This is a genomic window from Marinobacter sp. GH_1, from assembly GCF_048595985.1.
In the GTDB taxonomy this organism is placed as follows: Bacteria; Pseudomonadota; Gammaproteobacteria; order Pseudomonadales; family Oleiphilaceae; genus Marinobacter; species Marinobacter shengliensis.
The window spans coordinates 576,951-595,024 of sequence record NZ_CP184460.1 but is presented as its reverse complement, the minus strand read 5'-3'; the positions used below and the strand labels follow the sequence as shown (position 1 = coordinate 595,024).

Here is an 18,074-nt window from a genome sequence, read left to right as displayed (position 1 = left end):
TCGATACAGGGTGCCGTTGGTCACCGACAGGTGCTGATCTTAGGGAGTGTGTCATCATGAAAATCAAAACTATGTTATTCAGTGCGTTACTGGCCTTCAGTGTCAGTGGCAGCGCTTTTGCGTACACCATCGCGGGTGGTACCGACGTTGGAGGAATCGATTCATTCTTAGGAAAGATCGAAAACATGAATCCGTCGGACCCCGCCACGGAAGCAACGTGGGCATCAGGCATCGTTGGTACCACATTGACGTTTACAGGAAAATCAGATCCCGCGAGCTTTCAGGTCACCGTTGAAGACTCGGGTATCGTCGCGTTCAAACTGTTGACCACACCGTCCTACTTTCTGTTGAAAGACGCCCGCACACACGTTCTGTTCAAGAACGAGCCCAACATGGATTGGGGCGTGTTCCGGCTTCTGGACTACTTCAAGGACAAAGAAGATCTTCAGCTCAGCCATCTGACTGAGTTCAACGGCGGTACCGTTACTGTACCCGAACCGGGCACGCTGGGCCTTCTTGGTCTCGGCATCCTGGGGCTGCTGACGGTTCGCCGGAACCTGCAACGCACTGCATAAGCAGCTAGAGTCGTTGCCGTCTCTTCAGAGCCCTCCTATCGGGGGGCTTTGTTTTTATGATCGTGGCCCACCATAGAAGTAGCTGTCAGGTTTCTTTACGCATCAAACAAATTACCGCGCTCATCAACACACGGCTGCCCCCCAAAATACGTGAAGCTCATCACAAAACGGACAACTTGATCCCTCCCGCACTTCTCGGGCTGGCTCGCAAACCCAATGCCAGACAGTGACTTATATCAATCTTGACCCTCAAACGCCTCTTTACCTGTCACCAAAGCCACACCACGCAGTGCGCCGTCCAGCTTATGATCACAGAATAATGATAAATCGGTCACAAGACCGACAAGCGACTAAAAAAAACAACGGAGTATTACAATGCACGGCTTTGATTTCGCAGGTAAGCGGATTCTCTGCGCCTCTGTTTCGGCGATCAGTCTATCCCTGTCGTTACCCGTGTGTGCCAGCATGGGAAACCTTGGTACCACCTATGGCGTGATGCCCACTGATGTTGCCTCAGCGCAGGCACTGTCGATGTTTAATACACAAGTGTCTGCCACCTATTACAACCCCGCCTATCTGACCAAGGACCCCCGGGGTGAGCTCACTGCCGGCCTGCTGCATGCCGAACAGGAACTGCGCGCCAGCGGCCCAAACCGGGATGGTGACGTGGTTTCCAGCTCCCCAAGCCAGCACGTCTTGATTGGCATGAAAACCAATCTGGGCTCACTGACCCGTTTCGGGCACCCGCTTTACCTCGGTTTCATAGCGGGTGTGGAAAAATATGGAAAAGAGATGCTCGCGTTCTCGTCTGAAACATCCGAGACGGGGCAGTTTCTGCAGTACGGAAAAGAACCTCTGTTTCTTAATCTGGGCGGTGCCACGCGAATTTGGCGCGGTATCGACGCCGGGGTTTCGGCCAGAATCACACTGGAAGCTGAGGCCGAACTGATCGCCACCTCCAACCTGGCAGGCGATACGGAGAAAGAGAAGCTCAGCGTGAATGCCAAGCCGTCGTTGAAGAGCATTCTTAGCGTTAATATCGATTACGCAGATACCTTCTGCCCAGACCAGGCATGTTTCCTGGACGGATGGGAAACGGCGATTTCCTACCGCACCAAATCGACATCGTCTACCACCATATCGTCCAACGTGATCGTCAGCCAGACCATCCCAGCCCCGGGTTTGAGCTTGGCGGTTTCCACCATTGATTCCTTCCAGCCGGAAACGCTCAGTATTGGCACCCAATACCGGGGCGATGGTTGGCGAATCGGCGGTAGCGTTGAGCAGCAAAAGTGGTCAGAGCTTGAAAGCGTATTCGCCAACGACAGTGTAAAAGATCAACAGGGTGTTGCAGCCGCCAGCCGGATGAGGTTTGACGACATCCTCGTTCCGAGACTGGGTGGTGAGTACAACCTTAACGAAAACTTTGCGTTTCAAGCAGGCATTGCTTTCGAGGAGTCTCCACTCAAATCGGATCGCAATCCGGAAGTGAACTACCTGGACACAGACAAGATAGTGGTGGGCCTGGGGCTCAGTGCCACGTACGATCGTACCCGGCTGCTCGCCTACCCAGTTCGATTCGACATTGGCTACCAGTACCAACAATTACAGAAGCGCGATTTTACGATCGTCGACTTCAACGGCAACGAAGAAGCGGTCACGGCCGACGGCGACATCCACGTCGTCAGTGGCTCAGTTACCCTGAAGTTCTGAGAGGCGCACCATGAAAAAAACAATTCTTGCACTGTCAGTGGCAGGTCTCGGTTTGGTGGGTTGCGGTGGCGACAATCAGACCGTCAACCAGCCAGCCGCAGCCCCGGAACTGTATTTCGCCTATCCGGCCGACACTCCGGTTATGGCGAACGGGCAACAGCTTTTTACCAGTACGGTACCCGTGTCAGCACCCATTTTCCTGCGATTCACTGATCGAATCACCACTCCCGAGGACGAACTTGCCAATACCCTGTCCCTGAAGGATAGCCAGGGCAACGCCGTTCCATTAGGAGCTGCGACGTTAACCGCCGGCGACAAAGGACTGGCTGTGAGACCGCTTGAACCGCTATCCCCGCGACAGGTCTACACACTCACCGCAGACGGCCTGGAAGTGGCGGGCCAGGCTGTCACACTCACAAGCGATGGCATCGTCTTCAAGACCGAACCGGCAGTCAAGGGGCCACTGCTAAGCCAGGCTGAGGATATCGACTTCCGAATTGCTCGATTTATCCCCCTTGATGACGACCGATACCCTGCAACCGACCTGTCGGTGCTTCGGGTTCAGTTTACCGAACCGGTGAAAGCCTCAACCTTGGTCTATGGCCACACTTTCAGCCTGCGCGATAGCAACGGTGAACTGGTGCCAGCTGAAGTGTACCTCCGGGGCCACCGGTTGACGATTGATCCGGACGACTACCTGGACCCTTCGCAAACCTATTCCATCGAAGTGACCGACGGCATTGAAAGTGAAATACTTGGCGCCAAACTGAACGTGCCGGCAGAAGCCCCCTGGACATTCCAGCCGCTGGACACTCGTTCGCCGAACGGCGAACGTCAGTTTGCCGCCCAGAAAGCGGCCACCAATCCCGGAGAAGTTGCCCTTTCCGGAGCAGAATTCAATACCGTGAACCTGCGATCGCAACTCCTGGGAGAGGAGAATCCTACCACTGCCAGCGGCGTGGTATTTGCTGAGCTGGGCTACATTCCAAAGTTCGAAAGGGAAGGCAAGAGTGTGCCCCTGGCGATAAGCCGGGGCTCACTGATGACGGGCTCAAGCGTGGAGGTCAACGTTGCCGGCGCTGTTCCTGCCGGCTTTGAGTCCGATGCCGTGAGCGTTCGCTTTATTTCGGACGCAAACGGGTTCCTGATGCCAAATCCCTACACCAACGCAGAGGATGCTCCCCGGCTTGTCGAACTGTTCATCGATATGGCCCTGAACACGGAAAACCCGACTGCCAACGCCGCATTCGCCCAACAAATGCTGCACGTTCAACTGGTGGGCACAGCCATCGTGGAAAACGGCACTTTGACCATTGAAGCGGTCGGCGTTATCGAACCCGACGTCATGGGAGTGGACAAGGCCTCAGGGTTGATCTCGTTCCGGCTGGAGGGCTTCCGCTTTGAGGCAGATGCTCCAACACAGGAACAGTTCGCGGACCAGGAGGCTCCGTTTGTTAAGAGTTGGTCACCTGCGGCTGCCGACGTGGACAAACTGCTTCCGGGCGACCCTCTTACGGTGTTCTTCTCTGAGCCTTTGCTCCCGAGCACGGTAACAAGCAGCTCCGTTACTCTGTATCCGGTGGACAATCCGAACGAGCCAACGCCGGCTTCGCTGACACTCAACGGATCGGCACTGTCAGTGGCACCGCATTCTCCTCTTGAGGGAGGCAGGGAGTACCGGTTGTCACTTTCCGGCAGCATCACCGATATTGCGGGCAACGCCCTGACGCCCACTGAAAAGATGTTTACTCGTCCGCGTACCAATCAGGACAACCCGAGCAACCAATCACCCGTGGTTTTAACCTCGTTGCCCGGTTACCCATGCGCCAAGGTTAACGTTCCGGCGAATCCGGAGGCCGGCAACCAGGGCCGGTGTGCTGGCGGCAAAAGCACAGATGATTTGCTGCCAATTCACACGCATCCTGGCCAGCAACCGATCATCGTGCGTTTCTCGCAGATCATGAAGAGCGACTCGATCATCGCTGACGATACGGTGCGAATGGACGAGTTCAAAGACGGCACTTGGCAAGCTTTCACTGACTTTGTCGTTGAGACCAGCCCACAGGAACTCAAAATAATTCCAAATGACCGCTGGCAATCCGGCACACACTACCGGTATCGCCTCGAATCTGGTCAAGATGGCATCCGATCGGTCGCCAATCTTCCACTCCAGACCCAGGTACTGAGCCAATCCATTCGCACCCCGGTTCGGACCTTCGGCGGCCCGGCTATGGAGAATTACTTCGTGGGCGGCCCAGAGAATCCGAGCGTTCTGACCCCTCTGCGGAACCTCCCAACGGCCGATATCAATAGTGATTTTCAGATCACCAATCCTGAACAGAAGGTTCAGCCAGGCGAATCTGGCACCTACGCCGCTATCGAGAACTCGGGGCAGGTTCGATACAAGCCCGGAAGTGTGGACAGCACGCTGGTCGACAATGCGAATATCGGATGCCGTGTCGGTCAGACTTGTGAACAAGAGAAGTTCATTTACATGACCGCGATGTTGGACGTTGCCGTCATCGGCCAACCGGATGATCAGGGAAGAGTACCGGTGAAGCTGTACCCCTCAGTGCTCTACACCTCAGAACTTGATGTGAATGTGAGCATTTCCGATCTGGTGGCCTGGCTCGTCGGCAAACATCACAGCATAAAGACCGGCCCGATGCTGATGCGCATGCGTTATGAAGGGGAACAAAGGAACGAGCTGATCAGCGGCTATTTGTTTACCAATGGAGAGGGAGTGCTTACGTTCGAAACCGAGCTGGACCTCTATATGGACGCGCCTTACCTGAAGCCGGAAATCCCCCTGACGGAACTTGACCACAATATGCGAAGCTTTCCGATTAACAACCTCAAGCTCTCGGGGCCCGTCACCTTTCTGGACGATGGGCGCATGCAGATTGTGCAGAGAAACACCGCAACTGTTGACCTGCCGAATATCGTGATTGACGGGAACACCCTGGGCGGTTTGGGCAACATCCTCGGCTTAGGCCCCCGCACCTCGCTGGCGCTGACAATACCCGAACAGCAGCTTTACCTGAACTACATATCGCCATCCACCCAACCGTAAAACGCAAGGCCGGCACTCGCCGGCCTTTTCTTTTTCAGTAGTCGCCCACCCTTCCCAGGCCATAGCGTCAGTACCGAGTGTTCATGCCTACTGATGTCGAGCGCATGCCACATAGAAACATTTACTCACAAATCCCCAACAAACCTGACCCGAATTGATCTACACAGCTCCCTGCTTTTGTCTAACCATGTAAGTGGGAAATTCTGTGTTCAATTCGACGCAAATTTGCGTCATCCGGGCCAACGTCCCAAAAAGACAAGCGGGCTAATATCCAGCATAGAGGTGTAAATACGAAAAAACGGCCAGAATAATTGCCGGCTCATGAACACCTGAATGACAAAAATAACAGGAGCTTTACACATGATAGGTTCTCACCGCTTTGCCCTGCGGGCACTGTCCGTGGCCATTGTCACAACAACTGCCGGCCTTTCTTTCAATGCTCACGCCAGTATGGGAAACCTGGGTACCAGCTACGGCGTAATGCCCATTGACGTAGGCACTGCTCAATCGCTCTCCATGTTTAATGATCAGGTGTCCGCGACCTACTACAATCCTGCGTCACTGACCAGTGACCAGCGCGGCGAGTTGACCGCCGGCATTCTCCATGCAGAGCAGGAGTTACGTTCAAAGAACCCCAACGCCGATGGCGACGTGCTATCAAACTCCCCCAGCCAACACGTGTTGATCGGCATGAAAACCAACCTGGGCTCGCTGACCCGCTTCAAGCACCCGATCTACCTGGGCTTCGTGGCCGGCGTGGAGAAATACGGCAAGGAAATGTTGGCCTTCGGGTCCGAGACCAGCGAAACCGGTCAGTACCTTCAGTATGGCCGTGAACCTCTGTTCCTGAATATCGGCGGTGCCACTCCGATTTGGCGCGGTATTTCCGTCGGCGCCTCGGTCAGAATCACTCTGGAAGCCACCGCCAACCTGGATGCGGTTTCTACCCTGGGCGGCGAAACCAGCCGTGAACGCCTGGCCGTCAGCGCCGAGCCTTCCATGAAAACCATTCTGGGTACCCGAGTCGATCTGGGTAGCACCTTCTGCCCGGACAGCAACTGTTTCCTGGATGGCTGGGAGACCGCGTTCACCTATCGTACCAAGTCATCGGCCTCCACCACCGTGGACTCCAACATCATCGTCACCCAGACCATTCCCGACCCGGGCCTGAGCCTCGCGGTGACCACCATCGACTCCTTCCAGCCGGAAACCTTCGCTATTGGCACACAGTATGTCGGCGACGGCTGGCGAGTGGGCGGCAGTATCGAGCAGCAGAACTGGTCGGAGCTTGAAGATATTTTCGCCAGCGACACGATCAAAGACCAGGGCTCTGTTGCTCCGGGCAACCGTATCCGGTTTGACGACATTCTTATTCCCCGCCTCGGCGGCGAATATCAGTTGAACAAAAACTTCGCGGTACGAGGTGGTGTTGCCTATGAAGAATCACCGCTGAAAACGACACGCAATCCCGAACTCAACTACCTGGACACCGACAAAATCATTGTTGGCCTTGGCATCAGTGCCACCTATGACCGAACCCGCCTGTTGGCTTACCCGGTGCGGCTTGACCTGGGCTATCAGTACCAACAACTGCAGAAGCGCGATTTCACGCTGGTCGACTTTGACGGCAATGAAACCGATGTGACAGCAGACGGTGACGTCCACGTCGTCAGCGGCTCCATCACCCTGAAGTTCTGAGGAGAGGAAGGCCATGAAATACAATAAGACACTGGCACTCGTTCCCGCAATTCTGCTCGCCGCCTGCGGCGGCAGTGATGAACAGACCATGAGTGAGCGCTCCGCGCCCGGTTCTGTGGTGTATTCCTTCCCGATGGACGGACAAGCAGATGTGAGTCCGAAAACCGAGCTGGTACTGCGATTCTCACATGCGATTACCGATGACGAAGCCACAATACGTGAGAAAATCAGCATCAGTTCTGGCGATACTTCTCAGGACTTTACCGTCGAAAAAATCGACGGTGGCAAAAGCCTGAAGCTCCAGCCCACTGGCAGGTTAGATATCCTGACCCGCTATTCCGTCACCTTCGAACAGCCGCTGGCAGCGGAGGGCGGTCGCACCGTCGCTACCCCTAATGCGGTCGGCGAACCGGGTATCCAGTTCGACACCCGGGGTGACTTTACCGCTATCGCCAACCTGACCAACACCGACGAAACCTTCCGAGTGGCCTGGAAGGTGCCGGATCAGGGAAGCGCCTTCCAGGCCATGAACTTCTCCACCTTTCGCCTGGCCATGACCCACCCTGTCCATCCGGACTGGAAAAAACTTGGCGGCACCATCGAGCTGCTGGATTCAGACAACCAGGCGGTACCGGCCACTGTTCTGGTCAAAGGCAACCGCATTACGGTTGATCCCTGCGTCACAGCAGAACCGGAAGACTGCGGCAGCAAGGCAGACGTTCTCGAAGCCGGCCAGACTTACACTCTCAAGCTGAACAACCTGGCCAGCCTGACCAATGGCCCGGATGGCGACCGCTTCAGCCAGGAATTCAGCTTCCAGCCCCGTGATACCGGCCCAACCGTGGTGCTTCAACAGGCGGCGGTGGATTCCGGCCTTGGTGAGGGAGTATCAGAAGATGCCGCCCAGCGTTCTATCCTGAACGGCCAGATTATCAATGGGGTAACCCTGAACTCGGTGCTTCAAGGCGTGGCTGGTCCTTCCCAGCAAACCGGGGATCTGTACGCCGAGCTGGGCTTTGCCCCCGCCTTCCGGGCGGATGAGGCGCTGCCCTTGCGAGTGCCCAAAGGCAGTATTCTGAACAGCACCAGTCTGGATGTACTGATCGGCGGTGCGGTGCCGATCCTGAATGCAGACTCCGGACAACTGCAGACCACCGGGAACATCAAGGTCACCATGTTGTCAGATGCCTCCGGTTACCTCAGCCCGAACCCCTACACGGACAACCAGAATGCCCCGCGTCACATTACCCTGTTTATGGATGTTTCCATGAACACTGAGGAAGCGCAGCCCAATGCCTCGCTGTCTCAGGATCTGATGGGGGTGGAGCTGCGCGGGATTGCGCTGGTACAGGATGGTGTGCTGACGATTGATGCCATCGGCATGGTGGAGCCCAACCTTCTGGGGCAGGAATTCACCGACTCCACCATTGCCTTCCACTTGCAGGCGGCTACGGACGTGGATTCAGTTCTGGATGCGGAAACGCTGCGGGAGCTGGACAACACACCACCGCAACTGGTGAGCTGGATGCCAGGCTCTGAGAATGCCACCCCAGCTACCCGTCAGTCGATGCAGCGACCGGGTGATCCAGTGATTCTATTTTTTGACGAGCCACTGGATGCCGAATCTATCAGCAACGGGATAACGCTCAAGGCAAATGGAACACCCGTCGCCTTCGATCATAACCTTGATGGCACCGCTCTTGTGCTTAATCCCGAGGGTGGTTTGGAACACGGAGCACCTTACTCTGTTGAAGTGAACGGCCTCACTGACCTTGCAGGCAACCCTGCGGCACTCGCACCACTGAACTTTACTCTTGAGGCTTTGGATAATTCCGAGACCACTGTTGAGTTTGTTTCACCAATTGCACTGACCACCTACCCCGGCTATCCCTGTGCCACCACACCCGTTGATCTTGATTCAGCTAACCCGAATCACGGCCAATGTCTGGATGCAGCGCCCGACGGCCCGGCCGGTCAGATATTACCGATCACTTCCATGCCGGAGGATCGGCCCATTACCGTCGTATTCTCTCAGTCCATGAACTTGGACAGCATCCGTTTAGGTGACACTTTCAGAGTGGAAAAACGCGGCGAAGCCGGCGACTTTGCCGAAGTCGCCGGTCGACTGGAAAAGAACAATCAGCGCATTCGATTCTATCCCACGGAAGGTTGGGAGCCCGGCAGCTATTACCGTTACATTATGGCCTCTGCCTCAGGCATGAACTGTGAGTCCGCCATCTGCTCAGAGCAAGGCTATCCGCTGCAAACCGATCTCCTGGTTGATCCAGAAGATATTGGCGGGCCCGATATGGAGATCTACTTCCGTGGGACGGAGGCGGTGAACAGTGTGTTTACGCCGCTTCGCAACCTGCCCGTGCGAGACACCAACTCCAACTATGTGATTGACTGCACCTCGCCCGGTGCGGCTGATTGCCTGGAGCCTTTTGCTCATGAGGAAGATGGTGCAGGAGGTTTCCTGCCCTCGGCAAACGCAGCCAAACTGGGAGTTATTGGCAATCAGGCCAGTGCACTCGGTATTCCAGTTGGTGCCAGCGTCGGTTGCTCAGCCTCAGAGGAATGCCCGGAGAACAAATTCATCTATCAAACCTACGGTCTTAATACCGAAATCGTGGGAACGGTAGTGTTGGACGAGGAGACCGGGGAGAAAGCAATTCGGGTTCTGCTGTATCCGACCATGCTGGCCACAACCTCCGCAAGTGTTTTCCTCGACGGCTTCGGAGAACAGGCAACCGGCCCGCAAATTCTGCGTATGACCTACGGCGAACCAACCGAAGACAACCCTATGGGACTGGTTGAGGGCTTGATTGTTGAGGGTGAAGACGGACACCCCACTTTCATGACTACGGCTGATCTGACCCTGGACGCGCCGAACCTCTCATTACCAATTGCTTCAGCGCTCTCACACGATCTCTATAGCAAGCCGGTAACACTTGAGCTAGATGGGCCCATTGTGTTCTTTGATGATGGACGCATGCAGGTTGAGCAAAGAAATAACAACAGCCCAGGCATTGATGTCCGAGTTAACGTCACTGTCCCCATTATTGGTGAGTTCCTGAGCTATGCAGCATGTGTCGAAGAGCGAGGGTTGACTGGCATAGTCACGTGCCTTGCAGACTCGTCAACAGAAACGGAAAGAGGAGACATCACCATTCCTCTGGTCATACCGGAACAAGGCGTTTACCTGAACTTCATCTCCAACCCGGTAAAGGAAATACCGGCTCAGCGTTAACCCAGGCCCCTGCCAGCAAGGCCAGTCTCCGGACTGGCCTTTTTGTATGAACAAAGGTCAGCTGTTCTTTGCCATCCGTTCTTTTATCTGGCAGCCATTTCCTGATAATCTGGTTGCAACTTGAAACCTAAAACAACAATTCCGGGAGAGCCCCATGCAAAACGGCACACACTACCGTACCTGTCATCTTTGTGAGGCCATGTGTGGCGTCGCGATTGAGGTTCAGGATGGCAAGATTGCCTCCATCAAGGGCGACGAGCAGGACCCGCTCAGCCAGGGCCATATATGCCCGAAAGCGGTTGCCTTGCAGGATTTGCATGAGGATGCCGAACGCCTGCGCAAGCCAATCCGCAAAACCGCCGACGGTTGGCAGGAGATCTCCTGGGATGACGCCTTTGACCTGGTAGCCGAGCGGCTGACCGATATTCGCAAGCGCCATGGCCGCAACAGCATTGGCGTGTACCTGGGCAACCCCAACGTACATAACCACGGCACCCTGATGACCACCATGCCGTTCTTGCATGCCATTGGCACCCAAAACCGCTTCTCTGCCACTTCCAACGACCAGCTACCTCACATGCTGGCCAGCCTGGAAATGTTCGGGCATCAGATACTGTTCCCGATTCCGGACATCGACAATACCGACCTGTTCATCTGCATTGGCGGCAATCCGATGGCCTCCAATGGCAGCCTGATGACGGTGCCGGACGTACGCGGGCGGATAAAAGCCCTGAAACAGCGTGGCGGCAAGCTGGTTGTGATTGACCCCCGCCGCACGGAAACCGCCAAGCTCGCGGACCAGTTCCACTTTGTTCGCCCCGGCACCGATGCCCTGCTGCTGATGGCCATGGTACATACCCTGTTTGCGGAAAACCTGGTCAACGCCGGCGCGGCCGAGCGGCTGGTGAAAGACATGGACCTGCTGCGGTTGGCGGCGCTTGGCTTCAGCCCGGAATCGGTCGCAGAAGCCACGGGCATTGCCGCAGACGACATTCGCCAGCTGGCCCGGGATCTGGCGAACACCCGCAAGGCTGCCCTGTATACCCGAATGGGTACCAGCACCCAGGCGTTCGGTGCCACCACCACCTGGCTGGCCTACTGCATCAACATCCTGACCGGCAAACTGGACATTCCCGGCGGTGTTCTGTTTACCCAACCCGCTGTTGACCTGGTGGCACTGGGGGCCTTGTCTGGCCAGAATGGCCACTTCGCCAAGCGGCACAGCCGGGTTCGCGGGCTGCCGGAGTTTGCCGGCGAGTACCCGGCCAGCACCATGGCTGATGAAATGCTCACCCCCGGTGACGGGCAGATTCGTGCATTCGTGACCGTGGCCGGGAACCCGGTTCTGTCGAATCCTAATGGACAACGGCTGGATGAGGCCCTCGAAGGTCTCGAGTTTATGGTGTCGGTGGATTACTACCTGAACGAAACCACCCGCCACGCCGACGTGATACTGCCGCCCACCGCCGCGCTTGAGCGCAGCCATTACGATCTGATTTTCAGTATGTTTGCGGTTCGCAACGTGGCCAAATACAGCGAAGCCCTGTTTGAACCTGTACCAGACGCTCGCCACGACTGGCAGATTCTTCTGGAACTGGCCCATCGCTTGGAGAAAGCTCGCAAAGGCGGTCGTTTGCCACTGCGCTCTGAGCTGGGCTGGAAGGCATTCAAAGCCTTGGGGCCAGACCCGATTCTGGACGCCCTGCTGCGCACCGGCCCCTACGGCGCCAACCTGGGCAAGGCAGGCAAGCTCGTCCAGCCGGCACTGGACCTGGCCATGGACAGCTTGCCCAAGCGCCACCCCCTGAAAGGCCTGGCCAAACTCAGCCCCCTGAATCGGCGCTGGCAGGAGTTACCCAAAGGTTTGTCATTGTCCTTGCTGAAAGACTATCCCAGCGGCGTTGATCTTGGCCCCCTGCAACCCTCGCTGCCAGAGCGCCTGTATACCCGGGATGGCAAGATACAGCTGGCACCACGCCGATATCTTGCCGATGTAGAACGGCTGAAAGCCTTGCTGGAGCCCGGCAAAGCCGATGACTTGCAGCTGATCGGCCGGCGCCATGTGCGCAGCAATAACTCCTGGATGCACAACAGTCAGCGACTGGTGAAGGGCAAAAGCCGCTGCACACTGATGATGCACCCAGTGGATGCCGAAACCCGTGGGCTGACCGACGGCCAGCAGGCGGAAATCGGCTCCGGCGGCCGATCAGTGGTCCTGCCGGTGGAAGTGACCGAAGATATTATGCCCGGCGTGGTGTCCATCCCCCATGGCTGGGGTCATCATCGCCCGGGCACCGGCCAGTCCACGGCGGCGGCCCATGCTGGCGCCAGCATCAATGACGTGCTGAACGACGCAGATGTGGACCCGGTTTCCGGCACATCCGTGTTAAATGGGCAGGTAGTGAGTGTCAAAGTCTGGCAAACTGAGGCGCAACTCAAGCAGGCCTGACACATTCACCACAGGGAGACACATCATGCCCAGAGGGCTCCAACTGGTCATCATCGTTATTGGCCTGGTGGCCATAGGCATTCTGCTGTTCTACATCTGGCGCCAGGCCGGGGCGATCTCGGAACACCGGTTGCGCCAGAAAAAGTCGGAGGAGTTTCGGGCCAAGCGCCGGGACGAGATGATTGAGAGCATCCGGATTATTGCCATGGCGGTGGAGGAAGACCAGGTGGAGTACTCCGAGGCTTGCCTGCGACTCAAGGGCTTGCTGGACCACGTTGCCCCGGACCTGCTGGAAAAATCACCTTTCCGGGTGTTTCAGGAGGTTCACGACAAGATTCAGCACATGCCGACTCATCGGGCCCGGCAGGCCACTGACACCCGCTTTGTCGAGAAAATGGATAAAGAACGCCATGCCGTCGAACAGGCCCATTCAGACGAGGTGCGCCGGGCAGCAACCGCCATACGGCACCATCGTTTCGATTGATCGGCGCCTATTTTGTAATTTTTTGTAACGGATGGCCGGGCGCCCAGAGAGATATAGCAAAGCAAATCAATAGTTTTGCTTTCCGTGCAAACCTGACGTTGCGCTCATGGATTGCGAAGCAGCGTTTGGTGCTTTCCTTTTCCCGTAGCTTGTCTAACTTTAAACAAGGACGCTGCCCCCACGCATCCGGGGCAGAAACCTGTGTTGTTGTCTCCTGATAAGTTTGGACGACTCTGCAAAGCGGTTGAATTTGCCGGCCTTCCAAGGCCGGCTTTTTTACGAGCCTTGGCCCATCATGCCGGCCATGGCCATAATGCTGTCTTTACTGTTGACCAGCTCATCGAACTGTTCCTCCACAGCCTCTCGATCCAGACCCAACTCCTCGTATACCGAGGCGTCTGCCAGCTTTCCTGCCCCCAGGGCCACCCCTCGCTCTGTCAGCAACTGGCGCCCCAGCCAGAGTAATCGGGCGTAATCGCTGTGGGGGCCATCGTAGGTAGGATTCTTTTGATACCGGATGGCCAGGGTTACTTCGTCGGGCATGCCCCAGTTTTCCATCAACTGGGCGGAGATTTGCTCACGGGTGATGCCCAGAAGGTAATGCTCGATCACGCTGGAATCGATATGCGGGTTCACTTCCAGAGAGCGGCAAACCAGTTTGAAATGGGGAGGAAACACCTGGGCCAGCACCAGGTGGCCAAAGTTGTGCAACAGGCCAGCCAGATACGCCAGGCCAAACATCGGGCGCCGGCCCCTGGGCATCATACTCGCCAGAATGCCAGCCGATTGCGCCTGCCAGATGGCCTGCTGCCAGTAATCCACGTAGCCATCCGGATGGTCTTTCGGGTGTTTGAGTGCCCGCCCAAGGGCCAGGCCCATAGCAAGGTTCATCACCAGATCAAAGCCCAGCACCCGCGACACCGCATCGTGCACCGAGCGCACCTGCCCCGCCGCGGCATAAAACGAGGACGACGCCCAGCTTACTACCTGGGCTGCCAGGCTGGGATCGCTCTCTACCACATCCACAAGGTCACCCATGACCGCGTTCGGGTTTACCCGAAGGTGAATAATGCGCTGGGCGGTCTCAGGCAGTGGCGGCAATTCCAGGGTATCCTCCAGCCGTTGCTGGATGCGCAGGCCAGTAAATTTTTTCAGCGCAGAATGCAACTGGTCCCGATCAGCACCGTGATTGTCGAGATTCACAGAGATGGTGTCGGTATCCACCGCAAAGTCATGGCGTTCGGCCTTGGCGGTCAATTGGCGGAAATCCGCCGCTGGCATCATGATCGCCAGTTTCTGATCCGCCAATTCCAGGGCGACGGATTCCAGTTCATCCACCCTCCGGTCGATCACGGTCGGCCAGCCAGTTAACGATGGCAAGGCGGGCAACTCCTGTAATCCGGAGCGCTGGCGCACCCGGACCTGCTCGCGCCGCTGCATCATCCTCAGATCACGGCCAAGCTGTTTGTTCAGCACTTCCAGATCCAGCAAGTCATCCCGCCGGCAAATAGCCTGCAGATTACCTTCGCTGTCATTCAGCAGCACCATACGCAACAGGTGCTGCGGCTGAATCTGGTTCGCATTTCTCAGCGACACCCCTGCGGCGCTGTCGCCAAGCGCTTGCTGAACAGAAACAGGGAGCTCCATAACTTTCTCCAAAAGAAGGTTTGATACCTATTTGGCTGCATTGTGCAGCTAATTTCAAGCAAACTCTGGGCAAAAAGTGGGCCAGGCCACAATGAGCCAACAGAGTATGGCCTCGGCCTCACACCTCGCCGTACCGAATATTCTCCCCGAGCCATCGCCTGATTAGAGCGGACACCACCGCTGGCTGTCGCATGAGCGCGGGCGCCATCGCTTTGACGGGTTCGATCCAGCCCTTGTCCCGTTCAAAATCCGCGAGCCTGAACTGCATCAGGCCCGTCTGGCGGGTACCCAGAACTTCACCCGGGCCACGAATCTCAAGGTCTTTTTCGGCAATAAAGAAACCATCCTGGCTGTCTCTGAGCGCCTGCAACCTTGCTTTTCCGTTATTCGACAAAGGCGGGTGATACATCAACACACAGAAACTGGCCTGTTCCCCCCGGCCCACACGCCCCCGCAGCTGATGCAGTTGCGCCAGCCCAAGACGCTCCGGGTTCTCAATGATGATCAGCGACGCATTGGGTACATCAACTCCCACCTCAATCACGGTGGTGGCCACCAGCAAGTCCAGCTCGCCACTCTTGAACCGTTCCATTACGCTGGCCTTATCTACGGCTTTGAGCCGACCATGGACCAATCCGATTTTCAGATCCGGCAATCGCTCCGCCAGCTCCTGCGCTGTCACCTCCGCAGCCTGACACTGTAGCGCTTCGGATTCCTCAATCAGCGTGCACACCCAATACGCCTGGCGGCCTTGACGGCAGGCGGTGCGCACCCGTTCAACAATATCATCACGGCGGGAATCCGGCAGCACAACGGTTTCTATCGGCTTCCGGCCAGGCGGCAGTTCGTCGATCACCGACGTGTCCAGGTCGGCGTAGGCACTCATGGCCAGGGTTCGGGGGATCGGTGTTGCGGTCATGATCAACTGATGCGGGGCCAACTGACCGCCGACGCCTTTCTCGCGAAGCGCCAGGCGCTGGTGCACACCAAACCGGTGTTGCTCGTCAACAATCACCAGGGCCAGGCGCTGGAACTGAACCTCGTCTTGGAACAGCGCATGGGTACCGATGGCCACCTGCGCCTGGCCGGAAGCAACCGCTGCCAGAGCCTCCTGCCGGGCCTTGCCCTTTACCTTGCCAGACAACCAGGCGAGTTCAATCCCTAAAGGGGCAAGCCAGCCCTGGAAGTTCCGGTAATGCTGCTCGGCCAGAATCTCCGTCGGTGCCATCAGGGCTACCTGAGCGCCCGAGCCAATGGCTTGTAGCGCTGCCAGAGCTGCCACCACGGTTTTTCCGGAACCAACATCGCCCTGAACCAGGCGCAGCATGGGCACCGGCTGACTGAGGTCTTGCCGGATCTCCTTCATCACCTGCTTCTGGGCGCCAGTCAGGCTGAACGGCAGTTGGTCAAGGAACTGCTCCGGCAAGTCACCGATCGGCAACAGTGGGAGCGCCGCCCGGGCCTGAATCTGCTCACGCACCTGCAACAGGCTGAGTTGATGGGCCAGCAATTCCTCCATCACCAGGCGCTGCTGGGCCGGGTGCCGGCCCTCCATCAGCAAATGCACCGCCGCATCGGCAGGAGGAGAATGCACCAGTTTGACCGCGTCAGTAATACCAGGCAGTTGATAGTCTGATAACAGTGACGGCGGCAACCAGTCCTTGATCGGGAAACGGGCCAGGTAACCCAGTGCCTGCTGGCACAGGCCTCGCACCCGGGGCTGCTGAATGCCCTCGGTCAGCGGGTAGACCGGAGTCAGTGTCGCCTCACCGGCAGCTGCCATGGGTGGCGGATTAACCTCGTATTCGGGGTGATAGAACTCATAACCGGCCCGGCCGGGGCGAACCTCACCGAAACAACGAACCCGAGCGCCTTCAGTCAGCTGGTTTTTCTGGGCTGCGTTAAAGTGGAAGAACCGCATCACCAGAAAACCACTGTCATCCCGCAGGGTAACCTGAAGCGATCGACGGCGCCCCATTACCAGGTCGGACTTCATGACTTCGCCTTCGACCACCGCCACGTCGCCGATGCGCAAACTGCCCATGGGGACAACGCGGGTTCGGTCTTCGTAACGATAAGGCAGATGAAACAGGAGGTCCTGAATGGAATGGATACCCAGCTTGGCAAGCGTTCCCGCGAGGGCGCTTCCTACGCCCTTGAGCTGGGTAACGGAGATGTCGTCCAGTGACGTCATAACAGCCCTCAGGCGCGCTCAGCAACCACCGGCGTTGCCGTTTTCGCCTTCTCCATTACGCGGCACTGGCTGGCCGCCAGCGACAACACATCAATGGCTTTCGGGCGGGGGAAGGTTACGCGCCAGGCCAGGGCGACTGTGCGGAAGGGTACCGGCGGCGCAAACGGGCGCACCGCCAGGATATCTTCCTGGTATTTGATGGCGGTGGCGGCAGACAGGGGTAACACGGTGATCCCTAACCCTGAAGCCACCATGTGCCTTATGGTTTCCAGAGAACTACCTTCAGTAACCAGTTCAGGTTGGCCGTTATCAGTGCGCTTGGTGATGGCATCAACCAATGGCGGGCAGGATTCCAGCACCTGGTCCCGGAAACAGTGGCCCGGCCCTAACAACAGAAGCTGCTCCTTGGACATCTCTTCCGCCGTGATCTGGTCTTTCGCCGTCAGCGGGTGGTCGGCCGGTAGCAACACCACGAAGGGTTCATCATACAGCGGCAGCGTGACCACCTCCGGCTCTTCAAATGGCAAGGCGATGATGATGGCATCGAGATCGGAATGCCGGAGTTTCTGGCGCAGGTTGGCGGTGTAGTTCTCTTCTATGTAGAGCGGCATTTCCGGCGCGGCGCGGCGCAACTCCGGCAACAGGTGTGGGAACAGATAGGGACCAATGGTGTAGATGGCACCCACCTTGAGCGGCGAGTTGAGCTGATTCTTGCCGTCCTGGGCCATGTCCTTGATGACACCCACCTGGTCCAAAACCCGCTGGGCCTGTTCGATAATCCGCTGGCCCACTTCAGTGACGCGGATACTGCTTTTGCTCCGCTCAAACAACGGAATGCCGAGCTCATCTTCCAGCTTTTTAACCGCCACACTCAACGTGGGCTGACTGACGTGACAACGCTCTGCCGCGCGGCCAAAATGCCTTTCCCGGGCAAGCGTAACGACGTATCGTAACTCGGTGAGTGTCATGGTGAGCTCCGGTCACAGGGTGC

Annotated in this window: 10 protein-coding genes; 7 read left to right on the top strand and 3 right to left on the bottom strand. The window is 57.2% G+C overall.

The genetic code is table 11. From position 1 onward, the window contains the following. Nucleotides 1-56: 56 nt before the first annotated feature. From ACNSOI_RS02700 to ACNSOI_RS02670, 7 genes are all read left to right on the top strand, one after another. On the top strand, nt 57-575 hold the full coding sequence (locus ACNSOI_RS02700) for a PEP-CTERM sorting domain-containing protein (RefSeq protein ID WP_420195091.1): 519 nt from the start codon (nt 57-59) through the stop codon (nt 573-575). 375 nt (nt 576-950) lie between these two features. Then, nucleotides 951-2,288 (top strand): alkane uptake protein AupA, encoded by a 1,338-nt coding sequence (gene aupA / locus ACNSOI_RS02695; RefSeq protein ID WP_152437223.1) that lies wholly within the window; start codon nt 951-953, stop codon nt 2,286-2,288. A gap of 10 nt (nt 2,289-2,298) precedes the next feature. Further along, the gene (locus tag ACNSOI_RS02690) at nt 2,299-5,361 is read left to right on the top strand and encodes an Ig-like domain-containing protein (RefSeq protein ID WP_420195090.1); all 3,063 of its coding nucleotides are present in this window, start codon (nt 2,299-2,301) and stop codon (nt 5,359-5,361) included. A gap of 360 nt (nt 5,362-5,721) precedes the next feature. Continuing rightward, nucleotides 5,722-7,059 carry an alkane uptake protein AupA gene (gene aupA / locus ACNSOI_RS02685; protein WP_420195089.1) on the top strand — a complete coding sequence of 446 codons (1,338 nt, stop codon included), beginning with the start codon at nt 5,722-5,724 and terminating at the stop codon, nt 7,057-7,059. Nucleotides 7,060-7,072: 13 nt separating this feature from the next. Then, entirely contained in the window at nt 7,073-10,309 is a 3,237-nt protein-coding gene (locus ACNSOI_RS02680; RefSeq protein WP_420195088.1) for an Ig-like domain-containing protein, read from the top strand. 154 nt (nt 10,310-10,463) lie between these two features. Further along, nucleotides 10,464-12,758, top strand: coding sequence for a molybdopterin oxidoreductase family protein (locus tag ACNSOI_RS02675; protein WP_420195087.1), 2,295 nt, complete (start codon nt 10,464-10,466; stop codon nt 12,756-12,758). A 25-nt stretch (nt 12,759-12,783) separates the two neighbouring features. After that, nucleotides 12,784-13,242, top strand: coding sequence for a DUF2489 domain-containing protein (locus ACNSOI_RS02670; RefSeq protein ID WP_420195086.1), 459 nt, complete (start codon nt 12,784-12,786; stop codon nt 13,240-13,242). A gap of 276 nt (nt 13,243-13,518) precedes the next feature. On the opposite strand, the gene ACNSOI_RS02665 is transcribed toward ACNSOI_RS02670, so the two are convergent. From ACNSOI_RS02665 to ACNSOI_RS02655, 3 genes are all read right to left on the bottom strand, one after another. After that, nucleotides 13,519-14,889: an HDOD domain-containing protein gene (locus ACNSOI_RS02665; RefSeq protein WP_420195085.1), complete on the bottom strand. Its 1,371-nt coding sequence runs from the start codon at nt 14,887-14,889 to the stop codon at nt 13,519-13,521. Nucleotides 14,890-15,007: 118 nt separating this feature from the next. Beyond that, nucleotides 15,008-17,083, bottom strand: a complete 2,076-nt coding sequence (recG, locus tag ACNSOI_RS02660) for an ATP-dependent DNA helicase RecG (protein ID WP_420195084.1) — start codon at nt 17,081-17,083, stop codon at nt 15,008-15,010. 8 nt (nt 17,084-17,091) lie between these two features. After that, entirely contained in the window at nt 17,092-18,051 is a 960-nt protein-coding gene (locus tag ACNSOI_RS02655; protein WP_058091990.1) for a hydrogen peroxide-inducible genes activator, read from the bottom strand. Between the last annotated feature and the right edge of the window lie 23 nt (nt 18,052-18,074).